The organism is Enterococcus sp. JM9B (assembly GCF_009933265.1).
Taxonomy (GTDB): Bacteria; Bacillota; Bacilli; order Lactobacillales; family Enterococcaceae; genus Enterococcus_C; species Enterococcus_C songbeiensis.
Genome location: NZ_MAEK01000003.1, coordinates 60,186 through 83,583 on the forward strand (window position 1 = coordinate 60,186; position 23,398 = coordinate 83,583).

The 23,398-nt window shown below is 40.1% G+C and carries 16 protein-coding genes and 1 riboswitch; of the genes, 1 reads left to right on the plus strand and 15 read right to left on the minus strand.

Translation table 11 applies throughout. The features are described from left to right. From BAU16_RS00675 to mgtA, 11 genes are all read right to left on the minus strand, one after another. Entirely contained in the window at nt 1–3,423 is a 3,423-nt protein-coding gene (locus BAU16_RS00675) for a pyruvate carboxylase (RefSeq protein ID WP_137605294.1), read from the minus strand. A 21-nt stretch (nt 3,424–3,444) separates the two neighbouring features. Next, entirely contained in the window at nt 3,445–4,614 is a 1,170-nt protein-coding gene (locus BAU16_RS00680) for an FtsW/RodA/SpoVE family cell cycle protein (RefSeq protein ID WP_137605293.1), read from the minus strand. 3 nt (nt 4,615–4,617) lie between these two features. Next, nucleotides 4,618–4,920, minus strand: coding sequence for a YlaN family protein (locus BAU16_RS00685; RefSeq protein ID WP_048605096.1), 303 nt, complete (start codon nt 4,918–4,920; stop codon nt 4,618–4,620). A 325-nt stretch (nt 4,921–5,245) separates the two neighbouring features. After that, nucleotides 5,246–7,087 (minus strand): translational GTPase TypA, encoded by a 1,842-nt coding sequence (typA, locus tag BAU16_RS00690; RefSeq protein WP_048605095.1) that lies wholly within the window; start codon nt 7,085–7,087, stop codon nt 5,246–5,248. 134 nt (nt 7,088–7,221) lie between these two features. Then, nucleotides 7,222–7,992, minus strand: coding sequence for an inositol monophosphatase family protein (locus tag BAU16_RS00695; protein ID WP_048605094.1), 771 nt, complete (start codon nt 7,990–7,992; stop codon nt 7,222–7,224). 7 nt (nt 7,993–7,999) lie between these two features. Continuing rightward, on the minus strand, nt 8,000–8,275 hold the full coding sequence (locus tag BAU16_RS00700; protein WP_048605093.1) for a UPF0223 family protein: 276 nt from the start codon (nt 8,273–8,275) through the stop codon (nt 8,000–8,002). A 107-nt stretch (nt 8,276–8,382) separates the two neighbouring features. Further along, complete coding sequence (lpdA, locus tag BAU16_RS00705) at nt 8,383–9,789, minus strand: dihydrolipoyl dehydrogenase (RefSeq protein WP_048605092.1); 1,407 nt, start codon at nt 9,787–9,789, stop codon at nt 8,383–8,385. A 7-nt stretch (nt 9,790–9,796) separates the two neighbouring features. Then, the gene (locus BAU16_RS00710; RefSeq protein ID WP_161526182.1) at nt 9,797–11,404 is read right to left on the minus strand and encodes a dihydrolipoyllysine-residue acetyltransferase; all 1,608 of its coding nucleotides are present in this window, start codon (nt 11,402–11,404) and stop codon (nt 9,797–9,799) included. Nucleotides 11,405–11,439: 35 nt separating this feature from the next. Continuing rightward, nucleotides 11,440–12,417, minus strand: coding sequence for an alpha-ketoacid dehydrogenase subunit beta (locus tag BAU16_RS00715; RefSeq protein ID WP_048605090.1), 978 nt, complete (start codon nt 12,415–12,417; stop codon nt 11,440–11,442). 2 nt (nt 12,418–12,419) lie between these two features. Beyond that, a complete protein-coding gene (gene pdhA, locus BAU16_RS00720; RefSeq protein WP_048605089.1) occupies nt 12,420–13,529 on the minus strand; it encodes a pyruvate dehydrogenase (acetyl-transferring) E1 component subunit alpha in 1,110 nt (369 codons plus the stop codon). Between the two features lie 383 nt (nt 13,530–13,912). Next, entirely contained in the window at nt 13,913–16,507 is a 2,595-nt protein-coding gene (gene mgtA / locus BAU16_RS00725) for a magnesium-translocating P-type ATPase (RefSeq protein ID WP_161526183.1), read from the minus strand. 288 nt (nt 16,508–16,795) lie between these two features. After that, a riboswitch (M-box (ykoK) riboswitch) is annotated at nt 16,796–16,971 on the minus strand. Between the two features lie 104 nt (nt 16,972–17,075). On the opposite strand from mgtA, the gene BAU16_RS00730 reads away from it, so the two are divergent. Continuing rightward, a complete protein-coding gene (locus BAU16_RS00730) occupies nt 17,076–18,557 on the plus strand; it encodes a helix-turn-helix domain-containing protein (RefSeq protein ID WP_161526184.1) in 1,482 nt (493 codons plus the stop codon). A 51-nt stretch (nt 18,558–18,608) separates the two neighbouring features. On the opposite strand, the gene wecB is transcribed toward BAU16_RS00730, so the two are convergent. From wecB to purD, 4 genes are all read right to left on the minus strand, one after another. After that, nucleotides 18,609–19,706 carry a non-hydrolyzing UDP-N-acetylglucosamine 2-epimerase gene (wecB, locus tag BAU16_RS00735; protein WP_048605086.1) on the minus strand — a complete coding sequence of 366 codons (1,098 nt, stop codon included), beginning with the start codon at nt 19,704–19,706 and terminating at the stop codon, nt 18,609–18,611. A 141-nt stretch (nt 19,707–19,847) separates the two neighbouring features. Next, nucleotides 19,848–20,825, minus strand: coding sequence for a GMP reductase (gene guaC, locus BAU16_RS00740; RefSeq protein ID WP_137605304.1), 978 nt, complete (start codon nt 20,823–20,825; stop codon nt 19,848–19,850). Nucleotides 20,826–21,028: 203 nt separating this feature from the next. Continuing rightward, on the minus strand, nt 21,029–21,943 hold the full coding sequence (locus tag BAU16_RS00745) for an aldo/keto reductase (protein WP_161526185.1): 915 nt from the start codon (nt 21,941–21,943) through the stop codon (nt 21,029–21,031). A gap of 181 nt (nt 21,944–22,124) precedes the next feature. After that, nucleotides 22,125–23,381 (minus strand): phosphoribosylamine--glycine ligase, encoded by a 1,257-nt coding sequence (purD, locus tag BAU16_RS00750; RefSeq protein WP_161526186.1) that lies wholly within the window; start codon nt 23,379–23,381, stop codon nt 22,125–22,127. Nucleotides 23,382–23,398: the final 17 nt, after the last annotated feature.

Sequence of the window (23,398 nt, forward strand, 5' to 3'; positions counted from 1 at the left end):
TTATTTTTCTTTAACTTCAATCAGCAAATCATCGGTGGTGATTGCTTCGCCTTCTGTCACATAAATATGTTCTACCACACCATCAAAACGTGCTTCAATCGCTGTCTCCATCTTCATTGCCTCAGTGACCATCAGGGTATCTCCTCGTTCCACACGGTCCCCTTTTTTCACTAGAACACTTAAAACAGAGCCCGGCATAGTAGCGCCAATCTGCTCTTTATTCGTTGGTTCTGCTTTTCGCTTGGTTTGAACCGAGCTGATGATGGAATTATCTTTGATTACGATTTCGCGCCGTTGCCCATTTAAATTGAAAAACAATACTCGATTTCCTTCGATATCTGGTTCACCGATTTCGTCCAGTCGAATAATCAGGATTTTTCCCTTTTCTATTTCGACATTGATTGTTTCCCCTAAGCGCATTCCTTGGAAAAAGGTCGGTGTATCTAAAACTGTCACATCGGCAAATTGCTCGTTTGCTTTTTGATAATCAAGAAAAACTTGAGGATACATCAAATAGCTGAGCACTTCTCGCTGGTTAGGTTCATAATTGATTTTTTCTGTTAATTCGGCTTTTACCTTTTCAAAATTCACTGGTGCTGCCAAAGCTCCCGGACGTTCTTGAAATGCAGGGCGGCCTTTTAATATCGCTTTTTGTAGTTTTTTAGGGAAGCCTCCAACTGGTTGCCCCAGCTCACCTTGGAAGAAAGTCACCACGGATTCTGGGAAATTCAAATCTGTCCGCTCGTAAATATCATCTTCTGATAACTGGTTTTGTACCATGAACAATGCCATATCTCCAACAACTTTTGAAGATGGAGTAACTTTAATGATATCACCAAACATCAGATTGACTTTTTGATACATTTTTTTGATTTCATCCCATTTTTCGCCTAAGCCGACCGCTTTTGCCTGTTGTTGCAAATTCGAATACTGTCCACCGGGCATTTCATGGAGATAAACTTCTGTTTGTGGTGCATTCAACCCATTTTCAAAGGGTTTATAAAACATCCGCACATCTTCCCAGTAATGATTGATCTCTTGTGTATTTGCCACATCAATTTTTGGCTGACGAACATTTTGATCCAGCGCATAATACAAACTGCTCATACTTGGCTGGCTCGTTGATCCACTCATGGCACTCATGGCAACATCGACGATATCCACGCCGGCTTGTGTAGCGGCTGAATAGGTGATAATCCCATTTCCACTAGTATCATGGGTATGAAGATGGATAGGAATATCCACCGTTGCTTTCAGCTCACTGATTAAGCGATATGCAGCTTTAGGTTTCAATAATCCCGCCATATCTTTGATGGCAATTATATGAGCCCCAAGATTTTCCAGTTCTTTTGCCATATCTTTATAATATTGAACCGAATACTTTGCTCGGCTAGGATCGTTGATGTCCCCAGTATAACAAATTGTTGCTTCCGCAATTTTGCCAGTGTCACGAACTGCTTGAATACTTTTTTCCATTTGAGGAATCCAATTCAAGCTGTCAAAAATCCGAAAGACATCGATGCCTTGCTGTGCAGCTTCTTTGATAAATTCAACAAGAACGTTATCTGGATAGTTGGAATACCCTACCGCGTTTGATCCACGAAAGAGCATCTGTAACAGAGTATTCGGCATCAATTGACGAATTTTCTTCAATCGTTTCCAAGGGTCTTCATTTAAAAAGCGATACGCAACATCAAAGGTGGCTCCGCCCCACATCTCTGCAGAAAAAAGTTGTGGCAAAGCCTGCTCTGTCGCCGCAGCAATTTTTTCAAAATCATGCGTCCGTACTCGCGTTGCCAATAAACTTTGGTGGGCATCCCTGAAAGTTGTATCGGTTAAAAGTAATTCTTTTTTCGCCGTTACCCAGTTTGAAACTGCTTCTGCTCCGTCACGATCTAGAATTGTTTTTGCCGTTTCATGGAATCCTGTCACGATTTTCTTCGGCAACCGAGGTTCCGCAAAGAAATGTTTCGTGGTTTTCTCGATTCCCGGGAAACCATTAATCGTAATTTCACCAATATATTTCATGGTTTTATTGCCGCGGTCCCGAAGTCTTGGAAATTCAAATAACTGGGGTGTGCTGTCAATAAAGGTAGTTTTGGCATTTCCTGTTTGAAAAACAGAATGATTGATCACATTTTGCATAAAGGGAATATTGGTTTTGACTCCCCGAATCCGAAATTCCCGTAAACATCTTTGCATTTTTTGAATCGCCTGCTCAAAGGTTGCCCCATGAGTACACACCTTAACCAATAACGAGTCAAAATAAGGGGTAACTACCGCTCCCGCATAAGCATTTCCTACATCCAAACGAACACCAAAGCCGCCGGGTGAACGATAAGTATCGATTTTTCCCGTATCTGGCATAAACTGATTCAATGGGTCTTCTGTCGTAATCCGACATTGGATTGCCGCACCTGTGAATCGTAAATCTTTTTGTTCAGGAATTCCGATCTCTTTGTGAAGATCTTTTCCTTGAGCAATTAAAATCTGTGACGTAACAATATCAACATCAGTGATCAACTCTGTAATCGTATGCTCCACCTGAACCCGAGGATTGACTTCAATAAAATAAAATTGATCCCCTTCCACAAGAAATTCAACAGTGCCTGCATTGATATAACCGACATGCTTCATTAATTTTACTGCCGCTTGACAGATTTTTTCCCGTTGGTCTGCATTTAAGGAAACACATGGTGCAACTTCTACGACTTTTTGGTGTCGTCGCTGAACAGAGCAGTCCCGCTCAAATAAATGAACCACATTGCCATGGGTGTCTCCTAAAATCTGGACTTCAATATGTTTCGGATCTTGAACATACTTTTCAACATAAACTTCATCACTGCCAAATGCAGCTTTTGCTTCGCTTTTTGCTCGATCATAGCCATCACGAGCTTCTTTATCATCCCGTGCAACCCGCATGCCACGACCACCGCCGCCTAGTGCCGCTTTAATCATGATTGGATACCCATGAGTATTTCCAAAGGCCAATACTTCTTCAATGGAAGTAACCGGCCCCTCTGAACCGGGAATTGATTGGATACCTGCCGCAACGGCCGCTTCTTTGGCTTTGATTTTATCGCCGAAAATATCTAAATGATGGGTGGATGGTCCAATAAAAATAATGCCTTCTTGTTCACAGCGTTGGGCAAATTCCAGATTTTCTGAAAGAAAACCGTATCCGGGATGAATCGCCTCTGCTCCAGACTCTTTTGCGATACGCAAAATATCTTCAATATCCAGATAAGCATCAATCGGTTTTTTTCCTTTACCTACTAGATAAGCCTCATCTGCTTTAAAACGATGGACAGAATACTCATCTTCTGCCGCATAGATACCTACTGTTTGAATATGCAGTTCCGAGCAAGCTCGAAACACTCGAATGGCGATTTCGCCTCTGTTCGCAACAAGAATCTTTTTCATTAAACCACTCCTCAAGCATTTTTAGTTTGCCAAATCTAAACCATATTTTTTTCGTTTTTCTTCTGCACTAATGTTCAAAACAAATCCGATACAGATGGAAAGCATTAATAAACTTGAACCGCCTTGGCTCAGAAAAGGAAAAGTGATACCGGTTAAAGGAATCAAACCAGAGATTCCTCCCAAATTAACGAAAGTCTGAATCATAAACAGTGCACCAATACCGATACACATCATAGAATTAAAAGGATCAGAGGAACGAATTCCTACAAGAATGATCCGGGCAATCATATAAAACAATAATGCCAACACCAAAAGCGCGACAATTAACCCTAATTCTTCAATAACAATGGAAAAAATATAATCCGTATGGGCAAATTTCAAGAAACCTTTTTTCTGGATACTGTTTCCTAACCCGCGACCAAACAATCCGCCATTATAAATAGCGTAGTAACCGTTGACCATTTGATGACCTTTATTGAATTCATCAGCAAAAGGATTTTGAAAAGTTGCAAATCGACTATACACATGGGCGGGTAAAAACTTGCCATGGGTAAGGTTGATAACCTCAATAATTCCTATACTACCAAGAATTCCTGCGATTCCTAAAATCCATGTATAAATATAATTGATCCCGCTGGCAAAAAGAACCGTAAGAACGATCAATGCAATAATCGTAGCATTCCCAAAATCGGGCATCAACGCAATAATAATCAATGCAATAGCGATAGGAAACAAGGGTCTGCGTACCGTCTCAAAAAATGTTTTCCCTTGGATTGCCGATTGTCGATTGGATAATTTCAACGAAAGATACCAAATAGAAACGATTTTCATATATTCAGCCGGCTGAATCGAAAAGCCGCCTACTTGTAACCAACCTTTTGCTCCATTACTTTCTTCTCCGATAACGAGTACTAATAATAGTAAAGCGATGATTGTAATCATCGCCATCCAGGCAAACCCTTTTGTGCGAAAGACATCGGTTTTCATTTTATAGATCACCATGATTACCGCAAGACTCAAAACCCAGAATACCGCTTGGTTGATTACCGAAGACATGGTATTTTGATTGGTCTCCAGTAATACATATGAAGTCGAACTATACACCATCACCAAGCCTAAAATACATAAAATAAGATATGGAATCAAAATTCCATAATCTAAAAGATGACGTTTTTTTATTTGCTTTGGCAAGTGTTAAACCTCCTTGCCGGATTCACTGTTTTTTGCTTGTTTTTCATACACTTCGCTGTATAAAATATTTAAATCCCGTTCAACATCACTTAATAATTGATGCCCCGCTTCTTTAGAAACAATCCCTAAACGAATTGCGTAAGCAACTTGACGAGAAAGACCATACATCTGCGTGTCGACAACTTCTTCAAAGGCTTTGCATTGAGAAATACACAAACTATTTTTTTGATCACGAATTAACCGTTTGATACGGTCGGCATCTTGTTTTAAAACATCTAGAGCAAACTCTGGAGAAATAGATTCCATTTTGCACCGAACCCCCTCTTTTGTTTCATCATTATAGCATATCTACAAAATATTTTGGATAGCTGGAAAGAAAGCTTTACTAGATTTTTCTGTAAATTCACGAAAAAGCCGAACGATTTTTCTAATTTATCGATTTTCAACTTTTTAATCACCCTCCGCCGTGAAACATCAATAGAATATGAAACATTCAAACAGAATATTTCTGCCTTATTAAAATCTTTTAAAAGTTTTTTCCATTAGAATCACGGTTTCTCATTCAAAAACCTATGAAGTTTTCCACAAAAAAACGTCGAAATGATTTCTCATCTCGACGTTTCTAACCATTCTATAAATCACTTACCATTTTTTTCTTTTTCGACGCTTTTTCCCGTTCGTTTTTGTTTAGGATTTGTTTCCGTAAACGAATACTTTCAGGAGTCACTTCACAGTATTCATCGTCATTCAAGAATTCCAATGATTCTTCTAATGTCAAAATCCGTGGTTTCTTGATTACAGAAGTTTGGTCCTTATTTGCTGAACGAACGTTGGTCATTTGCTTCGCTTTTGTAATATTGACAGTTAAGTCATTATCCCGAGAATTTTCGCCAACGATCATTCCTTCATAAACTTCCGTACCTGGTTCAACAAAAACGGTTCCCCGTTCTTCCGTACTCATGATGGAATACATTGTTGCTTTTCCTGTATCAATAGATACCAAGGCACCTTGGCGACGTCCGCCAATTTGTCCTTGCAACATTGGAAGGTACTGATCAAAGGTGTGGTGCATGATTCCATAACCACGAGTCATTGAAAGAAATTCTGTCGTATAACCAATCAATCCACGAGCTGGTGCCAAGAAAATCAACCGTACTTGTCCATTTCCTGTATGGATCATATCTTGCATTTCAGCTTTACGCATCCCAAGAGATTCAATAACTGATCCCATGTATTCTTCCGGTGTATCGATTTGTACTCGTTCAAAAGGTTCACATTTCACACCGTCAACTTCTCGTTCAATAACTTCTGGGCGAGAAACTTGCAGTTCATAACCTTCACGACGCATATTTTCGATCAAGATCGACAAATGCAATTCACCACGACCAGAAACAATCCATGCATCCGGAGCAATTGCTTCTACTCGCAAAGAAACATCTGTTTGCAGCTGAGCCATCAAACGTTCTTCAATTTTACGAGCTGTTACGAATTTACCTTCACGACCAGCAAAAGGTGAATTGTTTACTAAGAAGGTCATTTGTAGGGTTGGTTCATCAATATGCAGAATTGGTAATGCTTCTTGATGATCGACTGGTGTCACTGTTTCACCAACAAAAATATCTTCCATACCTGAAACGGCAATCAAATCCCCAGCTTTTGCTTCTTGAATTTCTAAGCGTTTCAAGCCAAAGAAACCAAACAATTTTGTTACTCGGAATTTTTTCACTTCGCCATCCAATTTCATCAAAGCTACTTGGTCCCCAACACGGATTGTTCCACGGAATACACGACCAATACCGATACGTCCAACGTAGTCATTGTAATCCAATAATGAAACTTGGAATTGCAAAGGTTCTTCACTATTGTCTACCGGTGCCGGAATGTGTTCGATGATTGTATCAAAAACAGGCTCCATTGTGTGTTCTTGCGCTTCAGGATCATCAGAAAGACTTGATGTTCCATTAATTGCTGATGCATAAATCACTGGAAACTCTAATTGTTCATCATCTGCACCTAATTCGATAAATAGTTCTAACACTTCGTCAACTACATGTTCAGGACGTGCAGAAGGTTTATCAATTTTATTTACAACCACGATTGGTATTAAATGTTGTTCCAATGCTTTTTTCAACACAAAACGAGTTTGTGGCATCGTTCCTTCATACGCATCAACGACAAGAACTACCCCATCAACCATTTTCATGATCCGTTCAACTTCACCACCGAAGTCCGCATGTCCAGGTGTATCCATGATGTTGATTTTTGTTCCTTTATATTCAACCGCTGTATTTTTTGCTAAAATCGTAATTCCACGTTCTTTTTCAATCGCATTGGAGTCCATTGCCCGTTCTTGTAATTGGGTATGACTATCTAAGGTATCTGATTGTTTTAGCAATTCATCTACTAGCGTTGTTTTCCCGTGGTCAACGTGGGCAATAATGGCAACGTTGCGAATATCTGTTCTTAATTTCAATGTAATTTCTCCTTCTTTGTTCTCCTCAATAGCACTCGACGGCTAATTATAACAGAATATCTTTCTGAAATATAGTGAAAAGTTTTCATTTTTTTGAAAAAACGGTTGTCATCATGCTATTTTTGCTTGTGAAACTATGCCTCTTGAATAATTGCCCGCATTTCTTCATATGCTGCCGGAGTTCCCGCCAGAAAAAGTTCTCGACCATCCAGCTTTAGAGGTTCCCCATCAATGGCAGAAAATTTCATTCCTAATGCTTCCAGCAGGACATCTCCCGGTGCATAATCCCAAGGTGCTAAATTAGAAATATAGCCATTGCGACGGCCTAAAGCGATACCGATCAATTCTTTACCGGCACAACCAGACATCCTCACTCCCATAGCAATGTCGCCGATTTTTTGACAATTAAATGCATTTTGCTTATACAAGTTGGTATTCATCCCAACCATTCCTTCATTTAATGCTAAATTTTTTGGTGGTGTGATTTTACGGTCATTACAAAAAACGCCGATTTCCTTACCGCCCCAAAGAAATTCATCCTTCATGACATTATAAACAAAACCAAAACGTCCGATGCCCTGTTCATAGACTGCTACCATGATACAAAAATTTTCTTGTTCCAAGACAAAGTTCATGGTTCCATCAATCGGATCAATAATAAATACGCGGCCTTGCAAATCCGTTAATTTATCGCGACCATTTTCTTCTCCTAAAATTTTCGCCTCCGGATCAAAGGCTAAAATTTTGGCTGTCAAAAAGTCTTGTGTTGCTTTATCAAGATTTGTCACGAGATCTTTACGACTTGACTTGGTCTCCACCTGCAAAACTGTCTCATTCAAATTTTCTTTGATCGTTTCTCCAGCTTGGTAAATCCAGCTTTTAATCTGGTCAATCATTTCATCCATCACAAATTCAACCTTTCATTCTTAATTGTCCATTGGGTTCTTTTTTCGCCTCTTGGAGAGTATGATAAAGCGAGTAGCCCGAAAGCTTCTCAAACTCGCGTCCCAATTTCCGTTCTTCTCCCAGACTTTTGACGACGGTCTTAAATTTTTGATAGCTTTGGAGAAAAACTTCTGCTTTGAGCCCTTTTTCATTGGCGCGCTCCAGTTTTTCCCACATATCCATCACGATCACCATTTCTTCTGTTGACCAATCAAGATCAAGGGGATATTGATATTCCCGCATCTTTTCTCACCTCAAACATTCAATTCTTAGTGTAGCATAAAGTCTGACGAAAAATATAGAAAAAGAGCAGGTTTTCACCTGCTCCTAATCCTTTATTAAAATTTAGGTTAGATATGGATTGGCATACCTAAAGCAAGTTCTGAAGCATCCATCACGATTTCACCTAAAGATGGGTGTGGATGGATCGTCAATGCGATATCTTCGGCATTCATGCCAGATTCAATTGCTAACGCTAATTCAGAGACCATGTCACTTGCACCGACACCAGCAAGCTGTGCACCGATTAAGACATTGTCATCAACCGTCGTTACCAAACGAATGAATCCTTCAGTTTTTCCTAGAGATAATGCACGACCATTACCAGAGAATGGGAATTTGAAGGCTTTCGCATTCAACCCGGCCTCTTTTGCTTCTGCAATCGTCATCCCAACAGAAGCTAATTCAGGATCAGTAAAAGCAACAGCTGGCATTGCTTTGTAATCTACAGCAACTTTTTTACCTGAAATTGCTTCTGCAGCAATTTTTGCTTCATAGCTGGCTTTGTGAGCCAAGGCAGCACCGGGAACAATATCACCGATTGCAAAGATATTCGAAACATTCGTCCGACCTTGTTTGTCTACTGGGATCAGACCACGTTCACCAATTTCAACGCCTGCTTGTTCCAAACCAAGATCATTTGTATTTGGACGACGCCCAACAGTAACCATGACATAATCAGCAGTGACAGATTCTTGTTTGCCATCTACTTCATAGTTAACGGTCACACTGTCACCATTGTCGATTGCTTCCTTCGCCATTGCTTTAGTAATGACTTTCATGCCCTTTTTCTTGAATTCTTCTTCAACGATTTTAACCATATCTTTTTCATAGGTTGGCAAAATTTGAGCTGTACCTTCAAGAATTGTTACTTCTGAACCAAGATTGGCATATGCGCCGCCTAATTCTGCACCGATTACACCGCCACCGATGATAACAAATTTCTTAGGAACTTCTTTTAATGCCAGACCGCCGGTAGAATCTAACACACGACCGCCAAATTTAAAGCCAGGAATTTCGATTGGACGAGAACCTGTTGCGACAATTGCATTGTTGAAAGAATACGTTTGTGCTGAATCTGGATGCATTACTCGCAACGTATGTTCATCAACAAAAAATGCTTCGCCTTCAAGAATTTCTACTTTATGTTTCTTCAATAGGAAGCCAACACCGCTGGTTAATTTGTTAACAACGCCATTTTGTTTCCATTCTTGTGTTTTAGCAAAATCCAACGTAACGTTTTCGCTAGTTACGCCAAACAATGATGAATCCAAAGATTCTTGGTAATGATGACCAGCAGAAATCAATGCTTTTGAAGGAATACAACCAACGTTTAAACAAACGCCGCCAATATATTCCCGTTCAATGATTGCCACTTTTTGTCCCATTTCAGCAGCACGGATGGCAGCTACATAGCCGCCAGGTCCCGCACCGATTACAACTGTATCTAATTCAATAGCAAAATCTCCAACTACCATTTGTTTATCATCCTTCCATCAACATTAATTCTGGGTTAGCCAATAGACGTTTAATGTTGTTCATTGCTTTTTGAGCTGTTGCGCCGTCAACGATTCGGTGATCGAAACTCAATGATAATTTCATTACACGACCGACAACGATTTCTCCTTCTGCATTGACGATTGGTTGTTGAGAAATAGTTCCCACGCCAAGGATCGCAACTTCAGGGTAGTTGATAACTGGAGTGAACCAGCCGCCGCCGACAGAACCAATATTACTGATTGTAACTGTTCCGTTGCGCATATCATCTGCTGCTAATTTACCATCATGAGCTAATTTTGCTTTATCATTGATTTCATCAGCAATCGCGAACATTCCTTTTTGATCCACGTTCTTAACATTTGGTACATACAAGCCATGATCTGTATCCGTTGCAATTCCAATGTTGAAATAATGTTTGTAAACAACTTCTTGGGATGCGTCATCAATAGATGCATTCAATACAGGGAATTTTTTGACTGTCGCTGTCAAAGCTTTTACAACATAAGGTAAGAAAGTTAATTTTGTGCCATTTTCTGCAGCAACTTCCTTGAATTTCTTACGATGATCCCATAATGCAGAAACTTCCACATCATCATGCAATGTAACATGAGGTGCTGTGTGCTTGCTTGTAACCATTGCTTTTGCGATAGCTTTCCGAGTCGGCGTCAATGCTTCGCGTGTTTCCAAATCACTTAGATTTGAAGTAAATGCCTTTGGTTTTGCCGCAGGAGCTGCCGCTGGTTGTGCAGAAGCTGAAACGCTTTGTGCTGGTGCGGCTGCTGGAGCTTTTCCACCGCCGGACAAGAATTGATCAACATCTTCTTTAGTTACACGTCCGCCTTTTCCTGATGCTGTTACTTGAGAAATATCAACATCTTTTTCACGGGCATATTGACGAACAGAAGGCATTGCCAATACACGTTTGTTTGGATCCGCTGCTTCAACCACGGTAGCATTAGTTGCTGCTGGAGCTGCTACTTTTTCTTCGCTTGCTGGTGCGGCCGCAGCAGGAGCATTATTGTGTCCCGGTGCATCGATTTCAACAAGGACATCGCCTACGTTTGCAACGGTGCCTTCTGGAACAACAATATTTTTCACTGTGCCTGTAACAGGAGAAGGAATTTCTTCTACTGATTTATCATTTTGTACTTCTAATAATGTGTCATCTTCGTTGATGGTATCACCGGCTTTAACGAACCATTTTACGATTTCGCCTTCTGCGATTCCTTCACCGATATCAGGCAATTTAAATTGATAGACGCCACCGGAAGTACTTTCTGTTGGCACTGCTGCTGGTTGTGCAGGTGTTTGTTCTTGTGCAGCTACACCGGCATCTCCTTCATTGTCTTCATGACCAGGTGCATCGATTTCAACAAGAACATCCCCTACATTTGCAACGGTACCTTCTGGAACGACGATATTTTTTACTGTACCTGTGACAGGAGAAGGGATTTCTTCTACTGATTTATCATTTTGTACTTCTAATAATGTGTCATCTTCATTGATGGTATCGCCTGGTTTTACAAACCATTTTACGATTTCACCTTCTGCAATTCCTTCACCAATGTCTGGTAATTTAAATTGAAAAGCCATTTTACTTTCTTCCCTTCTGAGTTAATTAGCGTTGATTAAAAATTCACGATTTCTTTCACTTTTGCTTCAATATCTGACGCATTTGGTAACCAGATATTTTCAGCTTGACCAAATGGGAAGACCGTATCTGGTGCAGAAACCCGACCAATCGGTGCTTGAAGTGACAATACTGCCCGTTCAGAAATTTCTGATACTACTTGGGCACCAACGCCGGCTTGTTTTTGTGCTTCTTGAACAACAACCACACGACCGGTTTTTTCAACGGATTTGATAATCGTTTCAACGTCTAAAGGTGCAACTGTACGCAAATCGATAATCTCCACATTGATATTTTCTTTTGCTAAATTGTCGGCAGCTTTGATTGCTTCACGAACCATTGCGCCATAAGTAATGATTGAAACATCGGAGCCTTCACGAGTTACTGCTGCTTTATCCAAAGGTACTTCATAAGCTTCATCTGGCACTTCTTCCCGGAAGGAACGATATAGTTTCATGTGTTCCAAAAAGACAACAGGATCATTGCTGCGAATGGATGCAATCAATAGTCCTTTTGCATCGTAAGGATTTGATGGAATAACCACCCGAATACCTGGTGATTGAGCAATCAAGCCTTCTAAGTTATCTGAGTGCAACTCAGGGGTATGCACGCCACCACCAAATGGTGAACGGATTGTGATTGGCAAGTTGCGTGTTGCACCCATACGATAGCGGGTACGAGCCATTTGTCCTACGATTTCATCCATTACTTCAAAAACAAACCCAAAGAATTGGATTTCAGGTACTGGACGATAGCCTTCTAATGCTAAACCAAAGGCTAATCCGCCGATACCAGATTCAGCCAACGGTGTATCAAATACGCGTTCTTCGCCGAATTTAGCTTGCAGACCTTCCGTCGCCCGGAAAACACCGCCGTTTTTCCCAACGTCTTCACCAAATACTAAAACATTTTCGTCTTTCTCTATTTCAAGAGCTAAGGCATCAGTAATTGCTTGAATCATTGTTTTTTGCGCCATGACTATTTCGACTCCTTCGCTTCATAGATTGCAATTTGTTCTTTGATATTTTGTGGTTGTACTTCAAACATACTCTTCAAGAAATCTGAAACTTTTTGTTTTGGTACGCGATCGGCTTCTGCAATCGCTGCTTTGATTTCTTCTTTTGTTTGTTCAATTACTTGTTCTTCTTTTTCTTCAGACCATAATCCTTTGTCTGTCAAATATTTACGCATCCGGATCAATGGATCTTTTTGTTGCCATTCGCCATCTAATTCTTTCGAACGGTAACGGGTTGGGTCATCCCCTGACAATGTATGCGGACCATAACGGTAAGTCAATGTTTCAATTAAAACAGGTCCATTTCCGTTAGCTGCCCATTCACGAGCGGCTTTTGATACAGTATAAACAGCTAATGCGTCCATCCCATCAACTTGGATACCTGGGATACCAGCGGCTACTGCTTTTTGTGCCAAAGTTTTTGCTGCAGTTTGTTTTTCACGAGGGGTTGAAATAGCAAACCCGTTGTTTTGGATGAAGAATACTGCATTTGCATGATAAGCGCCAGCGAAGTTGATTGCTTCATAGAAATCACCTTGGGAAGAACCGCCATCACCAGTATAGACAAATGTAACATTTTTACTGCCACGTTTTTTCAATCCTAAAGCAACGCCGGCTGCTTGCACATATTGTGCGCCGATGATAATTTGTGGCGGCATTGCGTGGAGATCTTCTGGGTATAGGTTTCCGGCAGCGTGCCCTCTTGACCACAAGAAAGCTTCTTTTAATGGAAGTCCATGTTGTACAAGTTGAGGAACATCACGATACCCTGGGAATAGTCGATCTTCTTTTTCAAATGCGAAATGACTCGCTAATTGGCTGGCTTCTTGCCCGGCTGTCGGAGCATAAAAACCTAACCGTCCTTGTCTGTTGAGTGCTGTTGAGCGTTGGTCCAGTACACGTGACCAAACCATTTGAGTCATTAATTCTACTAGTTTTTCATCAGATAAATCAGGTACTAATGCCTCATCCACCACATTGCCGTCTTTGTCCAAAGCTTGGAATGTTGGAAAATCTGCATTGATTTTTTCTAACAAACTTTCGAAATCAATTTGTTTTTGATTCTTTGCCATCTTGTCACACTTTCCTCTCTTAGAAATTCTAGTCGGGTGAAACAGCCACATTAACTGTATCACTTTTTTTATCACTTACATTACTAAACTATCATTTCTCTGCTAGAAAGACAAGTAAAATGCAATCGTTTTAATTAAATAATTTTCAAAAAGCCCAAGTTTCATCAAAGTTTTAGTGAAACACATCACAATTACACAACCGTTTTCACTTTTGTTGCTGTATGAGAAATCATGAACAGAAATATTAATACAGTTTTTCAAGTTATATCATACAGTTTGTATTTTTTACGCAGATTCTAGTGAAAAATATTCGGGAAGTTTTCAAAATGATTTCTTTCACAAAAAAATCCTTCGCCAAAAGACGAAAGATTTTAAAAAAATGATTAAATCCAATTATTTGTTTTTTTGATATAGATTTTTTTAGCAATTTGGACCACCAGCAGGTAACTGAGAATAATTCCAACAAACCAAATCCAGTAACTTGCAGGAAGCAAAACGAAACCAAAAACATCTCGAAGGGGAGATAAGACGACAAGAGTTCCTAAGGCAATAGCTATCATACTTGCTGCCAACACTGGTAACGAGGCCATACTTTGAAAAAATGGAACTTTTCTAGTCCGCAGCATATGCACCACCAGTGTTTGACTGACTAGACCGACCATAAACCACCCAGTTTGGAAAAGGCTTTGTTCAGCAAGCGTGTTACCGCTAAAAATAAACCACATCACAACATACGTTAAAATATCAAAGATACTGCTGACCGGACCAATAAAAAGGGTAAATTGAAACAGGTTGCCAATCTCCCAGCGAACAGGCTTTTGCAGTTCTTCTTTATCCACGTTGTCCCAAGGAATCGTCAGTTGTGCCATATCGTAAATCAGATTTTGCACCAATAACTGAATCGATAGCATTGGGAGAAAAGGGAGAAAAGCACTGGCAACTAAAATTGAGAATACATTTCCAAAATTGGAACTGATTGTATTTTTGATGTATTTCATCATATTATTAAAAACTTTTCGACCTTCAATGACTCCTGTTTCCAAAACGTTTAAACTTTTTTCCAAAAGAATAATCGAACTGGCATCCTTCGTGATATCTGCCGCTGTATCTACAGATATTCCCACATCTGCTTTTCGTAGTGCAGGAGCATCATTGATTCCATCCCCCATAAAGCCTACGGTATGTCCTTTTTCTTGCAGACTGGCAATGATTCGTGATTTTTGCATAGGATTCAATTTAGCAAAAAGATTAGTATTTTCCACCAATTCAGCTAATTCTTTTTCGCTGATTTCTTCTATATCAGAGCCTAGTAAAATCCTGTTGACTTCGATCCCAACATCTTCGCAAACTTTTTTGGCAACGATAGGATTGTCGCCAGTCAGCACCTTGACGTTGACACCGTGTGCATGCAGAGATTGAATTGCTGATTTTGCTGATGCCTTGGCTGGATCAAGGAAGCCAACAAAACCGATTAAAATCATGTCTTGCTCATCTTCAATGGAATAGGTTGCAGCTGTATGAGCGTCCCGTTTGATTGCCACTGTCAGAACCCGCATACCTTTTTTATTCATTTGAATATTGACTTCCCGCATTTGTTTTCGCAGATCATCCGTCAGAGGAATTGTTTTGCCGTCAAGTTCTGCATATTGACAAATTTGCTCCATCTCTTCAACAGCACCCTTTGTTACCATGATTTGATGCCCATCTGCTTTGACCACGGCGGTCATTCGTCGCCGAGAAAAATCAAAGGGAATCTCATCAATTTTAATTACTTCATTAAAGGGCAATGTACGATCCGTCTCTTGATAATAGTTGATTACCGCGATATCCATCAAATTTTTCCAACCGGTTTGGTAATTGGAATTCAAGAAAGCCATATCCAATACTTGTTGATTTTCTTGACCTAACGGATTGAGATGTTCCACTAAGACCACCCGATCTTCGGTGATTGTTCCGGTTTTGTCTGTACATAAAACGTCCATGCTACCAAGATTTTGAATCGCTGGTAATTCTTTGACGATTACTTTTTTCTTTGAAAGCGCCAAGGCGCCCTTTGCTAAATTGCTGGTAACAATCATCGGCAACATTTCTGGCGTCAATCCTACAGCCACCGCAATTGCAAAAAAGAAAGCCGAGCTCCAATCACCTTTCGTAAAACCATTGATCAAAAAAACGACGGGAAATAATACAGCCACCATTCGCAATAACAGTTTACTGACCTGAGTCAGTCCTGTTTCAAAAGCAGTTTTTCCTCTTTTTTTGGTAGCATTTTTGGCAATATCACCGAAAAAGGTCATCTGACCGGTCTTTAAAATAATGGCTATTCCTTGCCCACTTAAGACATCCGTTCCCATAAAAACCAGGTCTTGCATGTCTAAAGCTGAAACATTTTGTTCTTTGTCAATGCCTGCCTCGACAAATTTTTCTACCGGCATAGATTCTCCTGTCAATGAAGATTGATTCACAAAAAGGTCTTTCGTCCAGACTAAAATCGCATCTGCTGGAATCATATCACCGGTCGCCAAAGTAACAATATCTCCCGGTACGACTTCATCCATCGGTATTTCCCGTTTGATTCCTTCTCGTGTGACGCCACAAGTATTTTCGATCATTTCCTTGAGGGCCAAACTAGCTTTTTGGGAGCGATATTCTTGAATAAAAGTGATTAATACGCTGGCTAAAATCATAATTCCCATAACAATCGCCGCTTCAAAATCACCGGTAGCAGCAGAAACAATCATCAATAACGCTAAAACTAAAACAAAGGGATCTTTAAAACCACCAAAGAATAATAACCATGCTGGAGTTGGTTTTTCTGCATCAATCCGATTGGGACCAAATTCAGCCAATCGTTTTTGAGCATCCTCTTCTGAAAGTCCATTCAGTGAAGTTCGCAAATTCATGAATAGCTCTCTTTCTGAAAGTAGAGCAAGTCTTTTTAATTCCAATTCTTTTGAGTCGTTTTTTTTGTTTAACATTTTCTTTCCTCCTGTTTGCTAGGAGTTTAAGAAACAGAACTCCTAGCACTGATTTTCATGACTGATATTCTTATCTGGGAACTGGGGTGATCCATAACCATCATCCTTTCATTTTGTCACTGGTCAAGCACTAGAATTTCTTTTATCTTTTCATCGAAAATATATGATTTTTCACAAATTCGACGACCAATTTTCCCTTCAAAAACGCAAAGAAAATCTGTATCACTGTACGAATTCAACAAAACACAAAAAAACGCGCGCTCAACAATGAACACGCGTAATACGAACGTTTTTGATCATCGTAGAGCTTTAGCACTATATAGCGTAGATCGTCATTATGACTATCAGCTGCATTATGGATGACCTTCACGATCTATCCCTGTTCAAACCAAACTAAGAATCTCTCGATCCTTTCGCGGCAGCAGCTTGTTTCTATATAGGAGCCTCACCTAACAATTATTTAATTACACTTCAACTATAAATCAGGATTATAAAATAGTCAATAAGTTGTTTATTTTATCTTGATTTTGACTATTTTAATTCGTTACAATAATAACGAGGTGATGGTTTGAATTTACGCAATTTATTGAAAAAAGAAGATAAGAGACGTTTGCTTTTGCTTGAATATCTTTACTTTAACAAAAAAGACGCAACCAACATGGACTTGCTGCAGGTGACAAAAAGTTCTCTTCCCATCTTGCGGGAAGACATCCAGCAGATCAATCAACAGATTCCGGAATTGAAGATTGAGCGAGTGCAAAGCGGCTATCGTTTAAGACATCTTCCAGGATTTGGTCTGGATTCGCTTTATAGTCGTTTGATTGGTCAAACCACCGAAATGCAGTTGTTGCATCTTTTGTTGCAAGAAAATTGCAAAGTACAGACGGAAGCCGCTGAACGATTATTTATCAGTACCACTTCCTGTAATCGCCTTTTAAAAAAATTAGCAGAAATTTTAGCAGAAAAAGAAGTGCGAATCGAAAGAAATCCTTTACGCTTGTGTGGAAATGAACCCTTCATCCGTTACTTGTTTACTAAATATTTCAAAGAGCATCGTAAAAATAATGTCACTTTTTTTCCAGAGACAGATCTGGATCAGCGTCTGAGTCAATGGATCGTTTCTTTTCTGAAAGAAAACCGACTGGATGAACAATATCTGCTCCATGAACAACTGGTCATTGCTGCTTCCGTAGCTATCCTCCGTTTGCAGAAGGGGCATTCGATGGTTGCTTGTTCTGCAGATAAATCCTTCATTCTATCAGAACCACAACTTCTGACAGAAATCCAACAGGAAGCACTTGGTAAAAATATCCCTTATTTTATTGAAGAAATTCTTTGGCCCTATTTTACCGACAGCTATTTCTTATCAACCAACCATTTTACCGCTGCAAAAAAAAATAATCCTTGGGTAGCAAAAGTCTATGGTTTTGCAGAATACTATTTACAAGAATTAGAACAACACTTTTCTCTTTCCCTTCCATCACAAAAAAGACAGCAGATCTTACAGCTTCTCTGTGATGAGAATTTGATTTATACAAAAAATGGCGATATCGTGACAATTTTGAGGAATGATCGGCACCATTTTATCGAGGACTACCAGCAAAATTATCCAAATGAATTGCAGCAACTTCACCAATTCATCGATCATTTCCGATTGAAATATCGCGTACGAATTACGTCTGATCAACGATACCATCAACTCTTTATCTTACTGACGGCTCTGCCGGATTTATTGGAAAAATTGATGCCGCCGTTACGTATCCTCGTCATGTCAGACATCGCACCTTTTCATGGACAATTTCTAAAAGAAAAAGCACATCAACTTTTAGACGGAAATTTAATTTTTTCAACTATTGAAAATATTTTTGATCATCACCATTTGATTCAGCAACAGTTACAGCAATTTGATTTGCTTCTCACTACCTTTGAGTTGCTCCATACTTTTCCAGAATTACCCGTGATAACCATTAAAGCTGCCCCGTCATTGGAAGACTTTCAGAAAATTCAACGTACCATCAATCACCTAATCCGAACTCGAGAACCCAGCTGAAGATGAAAAAAAATCCAAACGATCGCCAAATTCCAGCGTTTGGATTTTTTCTTATTTAAAATATTCTGCGATGGCAGCGGCAATTCGTTCACTTGCAAATCCGTCACCGTACGGGTTATTCGCCTGCGCCATTTGCTGATGGGCAGCGGAATCTTCCAATAATTTCTTCGTTTCCTGATAGACAATGGTCTCGTCAGTTCCTACTAATTTCAATGTTCCCGCCGCAATTCCTTCTGGACGTTCGGTCGTTTCTCGTAATACAAGAACTGGTACGCCCAAGGATGGCGCTTCTTCTTGTACCCCACCGGAATCAGTTAAAATCAGATAGCTCTTTGCTGCAAAATTATGAAAATCTACGACATCTAAAGGTTCAATCAACCGAACATTTTCAGCATTTCCCAAAATTTTTCGGGCAGTTTCCCGCACGCGGGGATTTTTATGCATTGGAAAAACAATCGAGACTTCCGGAAATTCCCTTGCGATTTTTGCCAACGCTCGAAAAACATGCACCATCGGCTCACCAAGATTTTCCCGCCGGTGCATCGTTACTAAAAGCAGTTTTTCCTTTGTTGAAAGGTTTTGATGATGATAATCTGCTGAGACCGTATATTTCATTGCATCGATTGCTGTATTTCCGGTAACCACGATGGCCGTTTCTTCTCGATGTTCCCGCCGTAAATTTTCGGCACTTTCTTTCGTAGGGGCAAAATAAAGATCTGCCAAAACATCTGTCAATTGGCGATTCATTTCCTCAGGATAGGGTGACCATTTGTTCCAAGTTCTCAAACCAGCTTCCACATGACCGATTTTTATTTGTTGATAAAAAGCCGCAGTTGCCGCAGCAAACGTCGTTGTCGTGTCTCCATGTACCAAAATAATATCAGGGCGTTCCGCAAGCAATATCGGCTCCAGTGCCAATAAGACTTTTGTTGTGATTCCCGTCAATGTCTGATTGGCGCTCATAATATTCAAATCATGATCCGGATGAATTTGAAACACCTGCAAAACCTGATCCAACATTTCTCGATGCTGTCCCGTCACTGTTACAATAGAGGTAAAACGCGGGTCTTGCTCCAATGTTTTAATCAGCGGTGCCATCTTGATTGCTTCCGGACGTGTCCCAAAGATGGACATTACTTTAATCGTCATTGTTTCACTTCCTTTTCCCCATTGTACCAAAAAAGCCCAGCAAGTCCACTCTCCTCAAAACAAAAATCGTGCCGGAAACATTCGCGGCACGATTTTTATTTACAGGTTATAGCATTGTTACTTTGTTGATAGTCGTAGCTTTTAGATTGTATCTCCGTTAAAAATTGAATTCTTAACAATCACGTAGTCTACTTTGCGAATTGCTTCTAAATCCTTGCCACCAGCATAAGAAATTGATGATTGGAGATCCTGCTGCATTTCCACCAAGGTATCTTTCAATGATCCTTTGTGTTGAATCCAGATTTTTTTTCCTTCGACATTTTTCTTTTCGCCCTTTTGAAATTCAGAGGCACTGCCAAAATATTCTTTATAGACGATACCATTTTCGACTTTTGTTTCTCCCGGAGATTCTTCGTGTCCAGCAAATAACGAGCCAATCATCACCATCGTTGCGCCAAACCGAATTGATTTTGCGATATCGCCATGGGTACGAATTCCCCCATCCGCAATGATTGGTTTACGGGCCGCTTTTGCACACCAACGAACGGCAGCCAACTGCCAACCACCGGTACCAAAACCGGTTTTGATTTTTGTGATACATACTTTTCCTGGTCCAATACCGACTTTGGTAGCATCAGCTCCCGCATTTTCTAATTCGCGAACAGCTTCCGGAGTCCCAACATTGCCGGCAATTACAAAAGTTGTAGGTACTTGTCTTTTGATGTGTTGAATCATATCGATGACAGAATTGGCATGCCCATGAGCGATATCAATAGTAATATAATCAGGAATCAGATTTTCTTTTGCCAATTCTTCCACGAAGGTATATTCTGACGCTTTTACCCCCACACTAATTGAAGAAATTAATCCCCGTTGCTTCATTTTTTTAATAAAAGGAATCCGTGCCGCTTCATCAAAACGGTGCATGATATAGAAATAGCCGTTTTCTGCTAAAAATTCTGCAATTTTATCATCGATGATTGTCTGCATATTAGCAGGAACCACCGGCATTTTAAAGGTGTGACCACCGAGTGTTACTTGTGTATCACATTCGGATCGACTATTGACGATACACTTATTAGGAATCAATTGGATATCTTCATAATCAAATACTTTCATGTCAAACATAAATAGAACATCCTTTCTGTATCCAAAAAACAATTTAATCATCGGCGTCTCTTAGCGCCCTATGTAATTTAGCGCAATTAATCGGGGAAATCAATGATTTATCGAAATGTTTTTTATAAAAAAGAAAAATCGTTCGTAAATCACGAACGATTTTCGTTTATTCTATTTAAATAGACTGAAATAGCAATCTGTTTTTATGGCAAAATATTGCCTGCTGCCAAATACACACTGTACCAATCTTCTCTGGTCATTTCGATTTCAGAAGCTTTGGCGATTTCTTCGATTCGATGCGGCGTCATCGTTCCGGCAATCACTTGCATATTGGCTGGATGGCGTAAAATCCAAGCAGAGGCAATTCCAGTTGGTGTCGTTTTGTATTTTTCTGCCATTTCCTGTAATTTTTGATTCAATTCTGGGAATTTTTCGTTATCAATAAAAACGCCATCAAAGAAACCGTATTGATAAGGAGACCAGGCTTGGATCGTCATATCATGCAAGCGGGAATATTCTAAAATACCGCCATCGTGATCAAAACTGCCAGCATCCGTCATATTGACGTGCAATCCACGATCAATCATTTCTGAATGCTTAATTCCAAATTGTAATTGGTTTGCAAGCAATGGTTGCCGAACATATTTTTTCAACAAATCAATTTGTCCGGGATTTTGATTGCTGACACCAAAATATTTCACCTTGCCATCTGCTGCTAGTTGATCGAATGCTGCTGCTACTTCCTCAGGTTCAAACAACGTATCTGGACGGTGAAGCAATAACGCATCCACATAATCAACTCTCAATCGAGTCAGACTGCCTTCCACTGCTTCAATGATGTGTTTTTTCGAGAAATCATACATCACACCTGGAACAATGCCGCATTTTGTTTGAATAAATAAATCTTCGCGTTTGTAATTGGTTTTTGCTAAAGCATCCGCAAAAATCGACTCACAACTTCCTTGCCCATAAATATCTGCATGGTCAAAGAAAGTAATCCCATTTTCAACTGCTGTTTCAATCACTTTTACCGGATCTTTTGCATTGTTGATCCGCATACAACCCAGAATCACGCTGGAAACTGCTAAATCTTCTGAACCAAACTTTACCTGTTTCATAAAAAATTCCTCCTTATTCACATTATGAGTTAAAATTTCTGTCAAAACTTTAACCTATTTTCATGCCGTATTCCCATCCACGAATGAGACCCGCCAAAGAATCGGCATATGTTGCTTTCATGTCAAATTGTACCACAACCATTCATGAAAAGGCTTCATTTTCTATGATAAATTTTGAAGATTAGCTTCCTGCTTTTTCTCCAATATCGTGGCGATAAAACATTTTGGACAGAGGTAATTCATCTAGCGTCTGATACACTTTCCTTTTTGCTTCATCCAAAGTACTGCCGGTCGCTTCTACCAAGAAAACCCGGCCTCCATTTGCCTGTAAGGTTCCGTTTTCTGATTCTGCAACCCCGGCATAAGACACACGAACTTTCGATGAAAGAATGGATGGAATCGGCATTCCCTGTTGGTATTTTTCTGGATAGCCTTCTGCGGCGACAACAACCCCAAGGGAAGTCTGTGGTGACCACATAATTGTCGGTACTTTATCATTCAGCAAATTATCAATGATTTGAAACAAGCTTGAAGATAGTCGTGGTAAAACGACTTGTGTTTCCGGGTCACCAAACCGGGCATTAAATTCAATCACTTTGGGGCCTTTTTCTGTAGCAATCAAACCCGCATACAAAATTCCTTGAAAGGGAATGTTTTTTTCAATCATCCCTATGGCAGCCGGTTTCAAAACTTTTTCTACTGCTTCGGCTACCAACGCATCCGAAATTTGCGGAACTGGAGAATACGCCCCCATTCCACCAGTGTTGGGGCCATGATCACCATCGTACGCCCGCTTATGGTCTTGTGCGATGACCATTGGATAAACTTCGCTGCCTTTGACAAATGCCATTAATGAAAATTCCTCACCATCAAGAAATTCTTCGATTACGACCTTTGCTCCACTTTTGCCAAATTTATGACGTGCCAGCATATCCTCTAACGCATGGATCGCTTGGGGCAATGTTTCTGCCACTACTACCCCTTTTCCTGCCGCTAATCCGTCTGCTTTGATAACAATCGGTACCCCTTGCTCTTTCACATATTCCACAGCAGGAGCAAGTTCTATAAAGGTTTGATACGCCGCCGTTGGAATGCCATTGTCTTGCATCAATTTTTTCGCAAAATCCTTCGATCCTTCAATCTCGGCTGCTGCTTTAGTGGGGCCAAAAATTTTACAACCTGCCCGTTGGAAATCATCAACAATGCCATTCAATAAAGGAATTTCTGGTCCTACGAAAGTCCAAGCAATATTTTCTTTTTTAACAAAATCGATCAATGCCTCATGGTCGTCTTCTGGAATATTCACTAAACAAATCCCATCTTTGGTCATTCCCGGATTTCCTTTAGCACAATAAACCGCAGTGACCTGTTTTTCTGCCAATAATTTTCTCGCAATGGCATGTTCTCTCCCACCGCTGCCGATTACTAATATTTTCATGGCTTCCTCCTAGAAAC

What these genes read in the sequence shown, in the direction of transcription:
- BAU16_RS00695 (WP_048605094.1), bottom strand. Translation starts at nt 7,992, where the DNA reads ATGGATGAAATGATTGACCAGATTAAAAGCTGGATTTACCAAGCTGGA.
- BAU16_RS00710 (WP_161526182.1), bottom strand. Translation starts at nt 11,404, where the DNA reads ATGGCTTTTCAATTTAAATTACCAGACATTGGTGAAGGAATTGCAGAA.
- lpdA (WP_048605092.1), bottom strand. Translation starts at nt 9,789, where the DNA reads ATGGTAGTTGGAGATTTTGCTATTGAATTAGATACAGTTGTAATCGGT.
- wecB (WP_048605086.1), bottom strand. Translation starts at nt 19,706, where the DNA reads ATGACGATTAAAGTAATGTCCATCTTTGGGACACGTCCGGAAGCAATC.
- BAU16_RS00745 (WP_161526185.1), bottom strand. Translation starts at nt 21,943, where the DNA reads ATGAAACAGGTAAAGTTTGGTTCAGAAGATTTAGCAGTTTCCAGCGTG.
- guaC (WP_137605304.1), bottom strand. Translation starts at nt 20,825, where the DNA reads ATGAAAGTATTTGATTATGAAGATATCCAATTGATTCCTAATAAGTGT.
- BAU16_RS00715 (WP_048605090.1), bottom strand. Translation starts at nt 12,417, where the DNA reads ATGGCGCAAAAAACAATGATTCAAGCAATTACTGATGCCTTAGCTCTT.
- BAU16_RS00675 (WP_137605294.1), bottom strand. Translation starts at nt 3,423, where the DNA reads ATGAAAAAGATTCTTGTTGCGAACAGAGGCGAAATCGCCATTCGAGTG.
- mgtA (WP_161526183.1), bottom strand. Translation starts at nt 16,507, where the DNA reads ATGTTAAACAAAAAAAACGACTCAAAAGAATTGGAATTAAAAAGACTT.
- pdhA (WP_048605089.1), bottom strand. Translation starts at nt 13,529, where the DNA reads ATGGCAAAGAATCAAAAACAAATTGATTTCGAAAGTTTGTTAGAAAAA.
- BAU16_RS00685 (WP_048605096.1), bottom strand. Translation starts at nt 4,920, where the DNA reads ATGGAATCTATTTCTCCAGAGTTTGCTCTAGATGTTTTAAAACAAGAT.
- purD (WP_161526186.1), bottom strand. Translation starts at nt 23,381, where the DNA reads ATGAAAATATTAGTAATCGGCAGCGGTGGGAGAGAACATGCCATTGCG.
- BAU16_RS00700 (WP_048605093.1), bottom strand. Translation starts at nt 8,275, where the DNA reads ATGCGGGAATATCAATATCCCCTTGATCTTGATTGGTCAACAGAAGAA.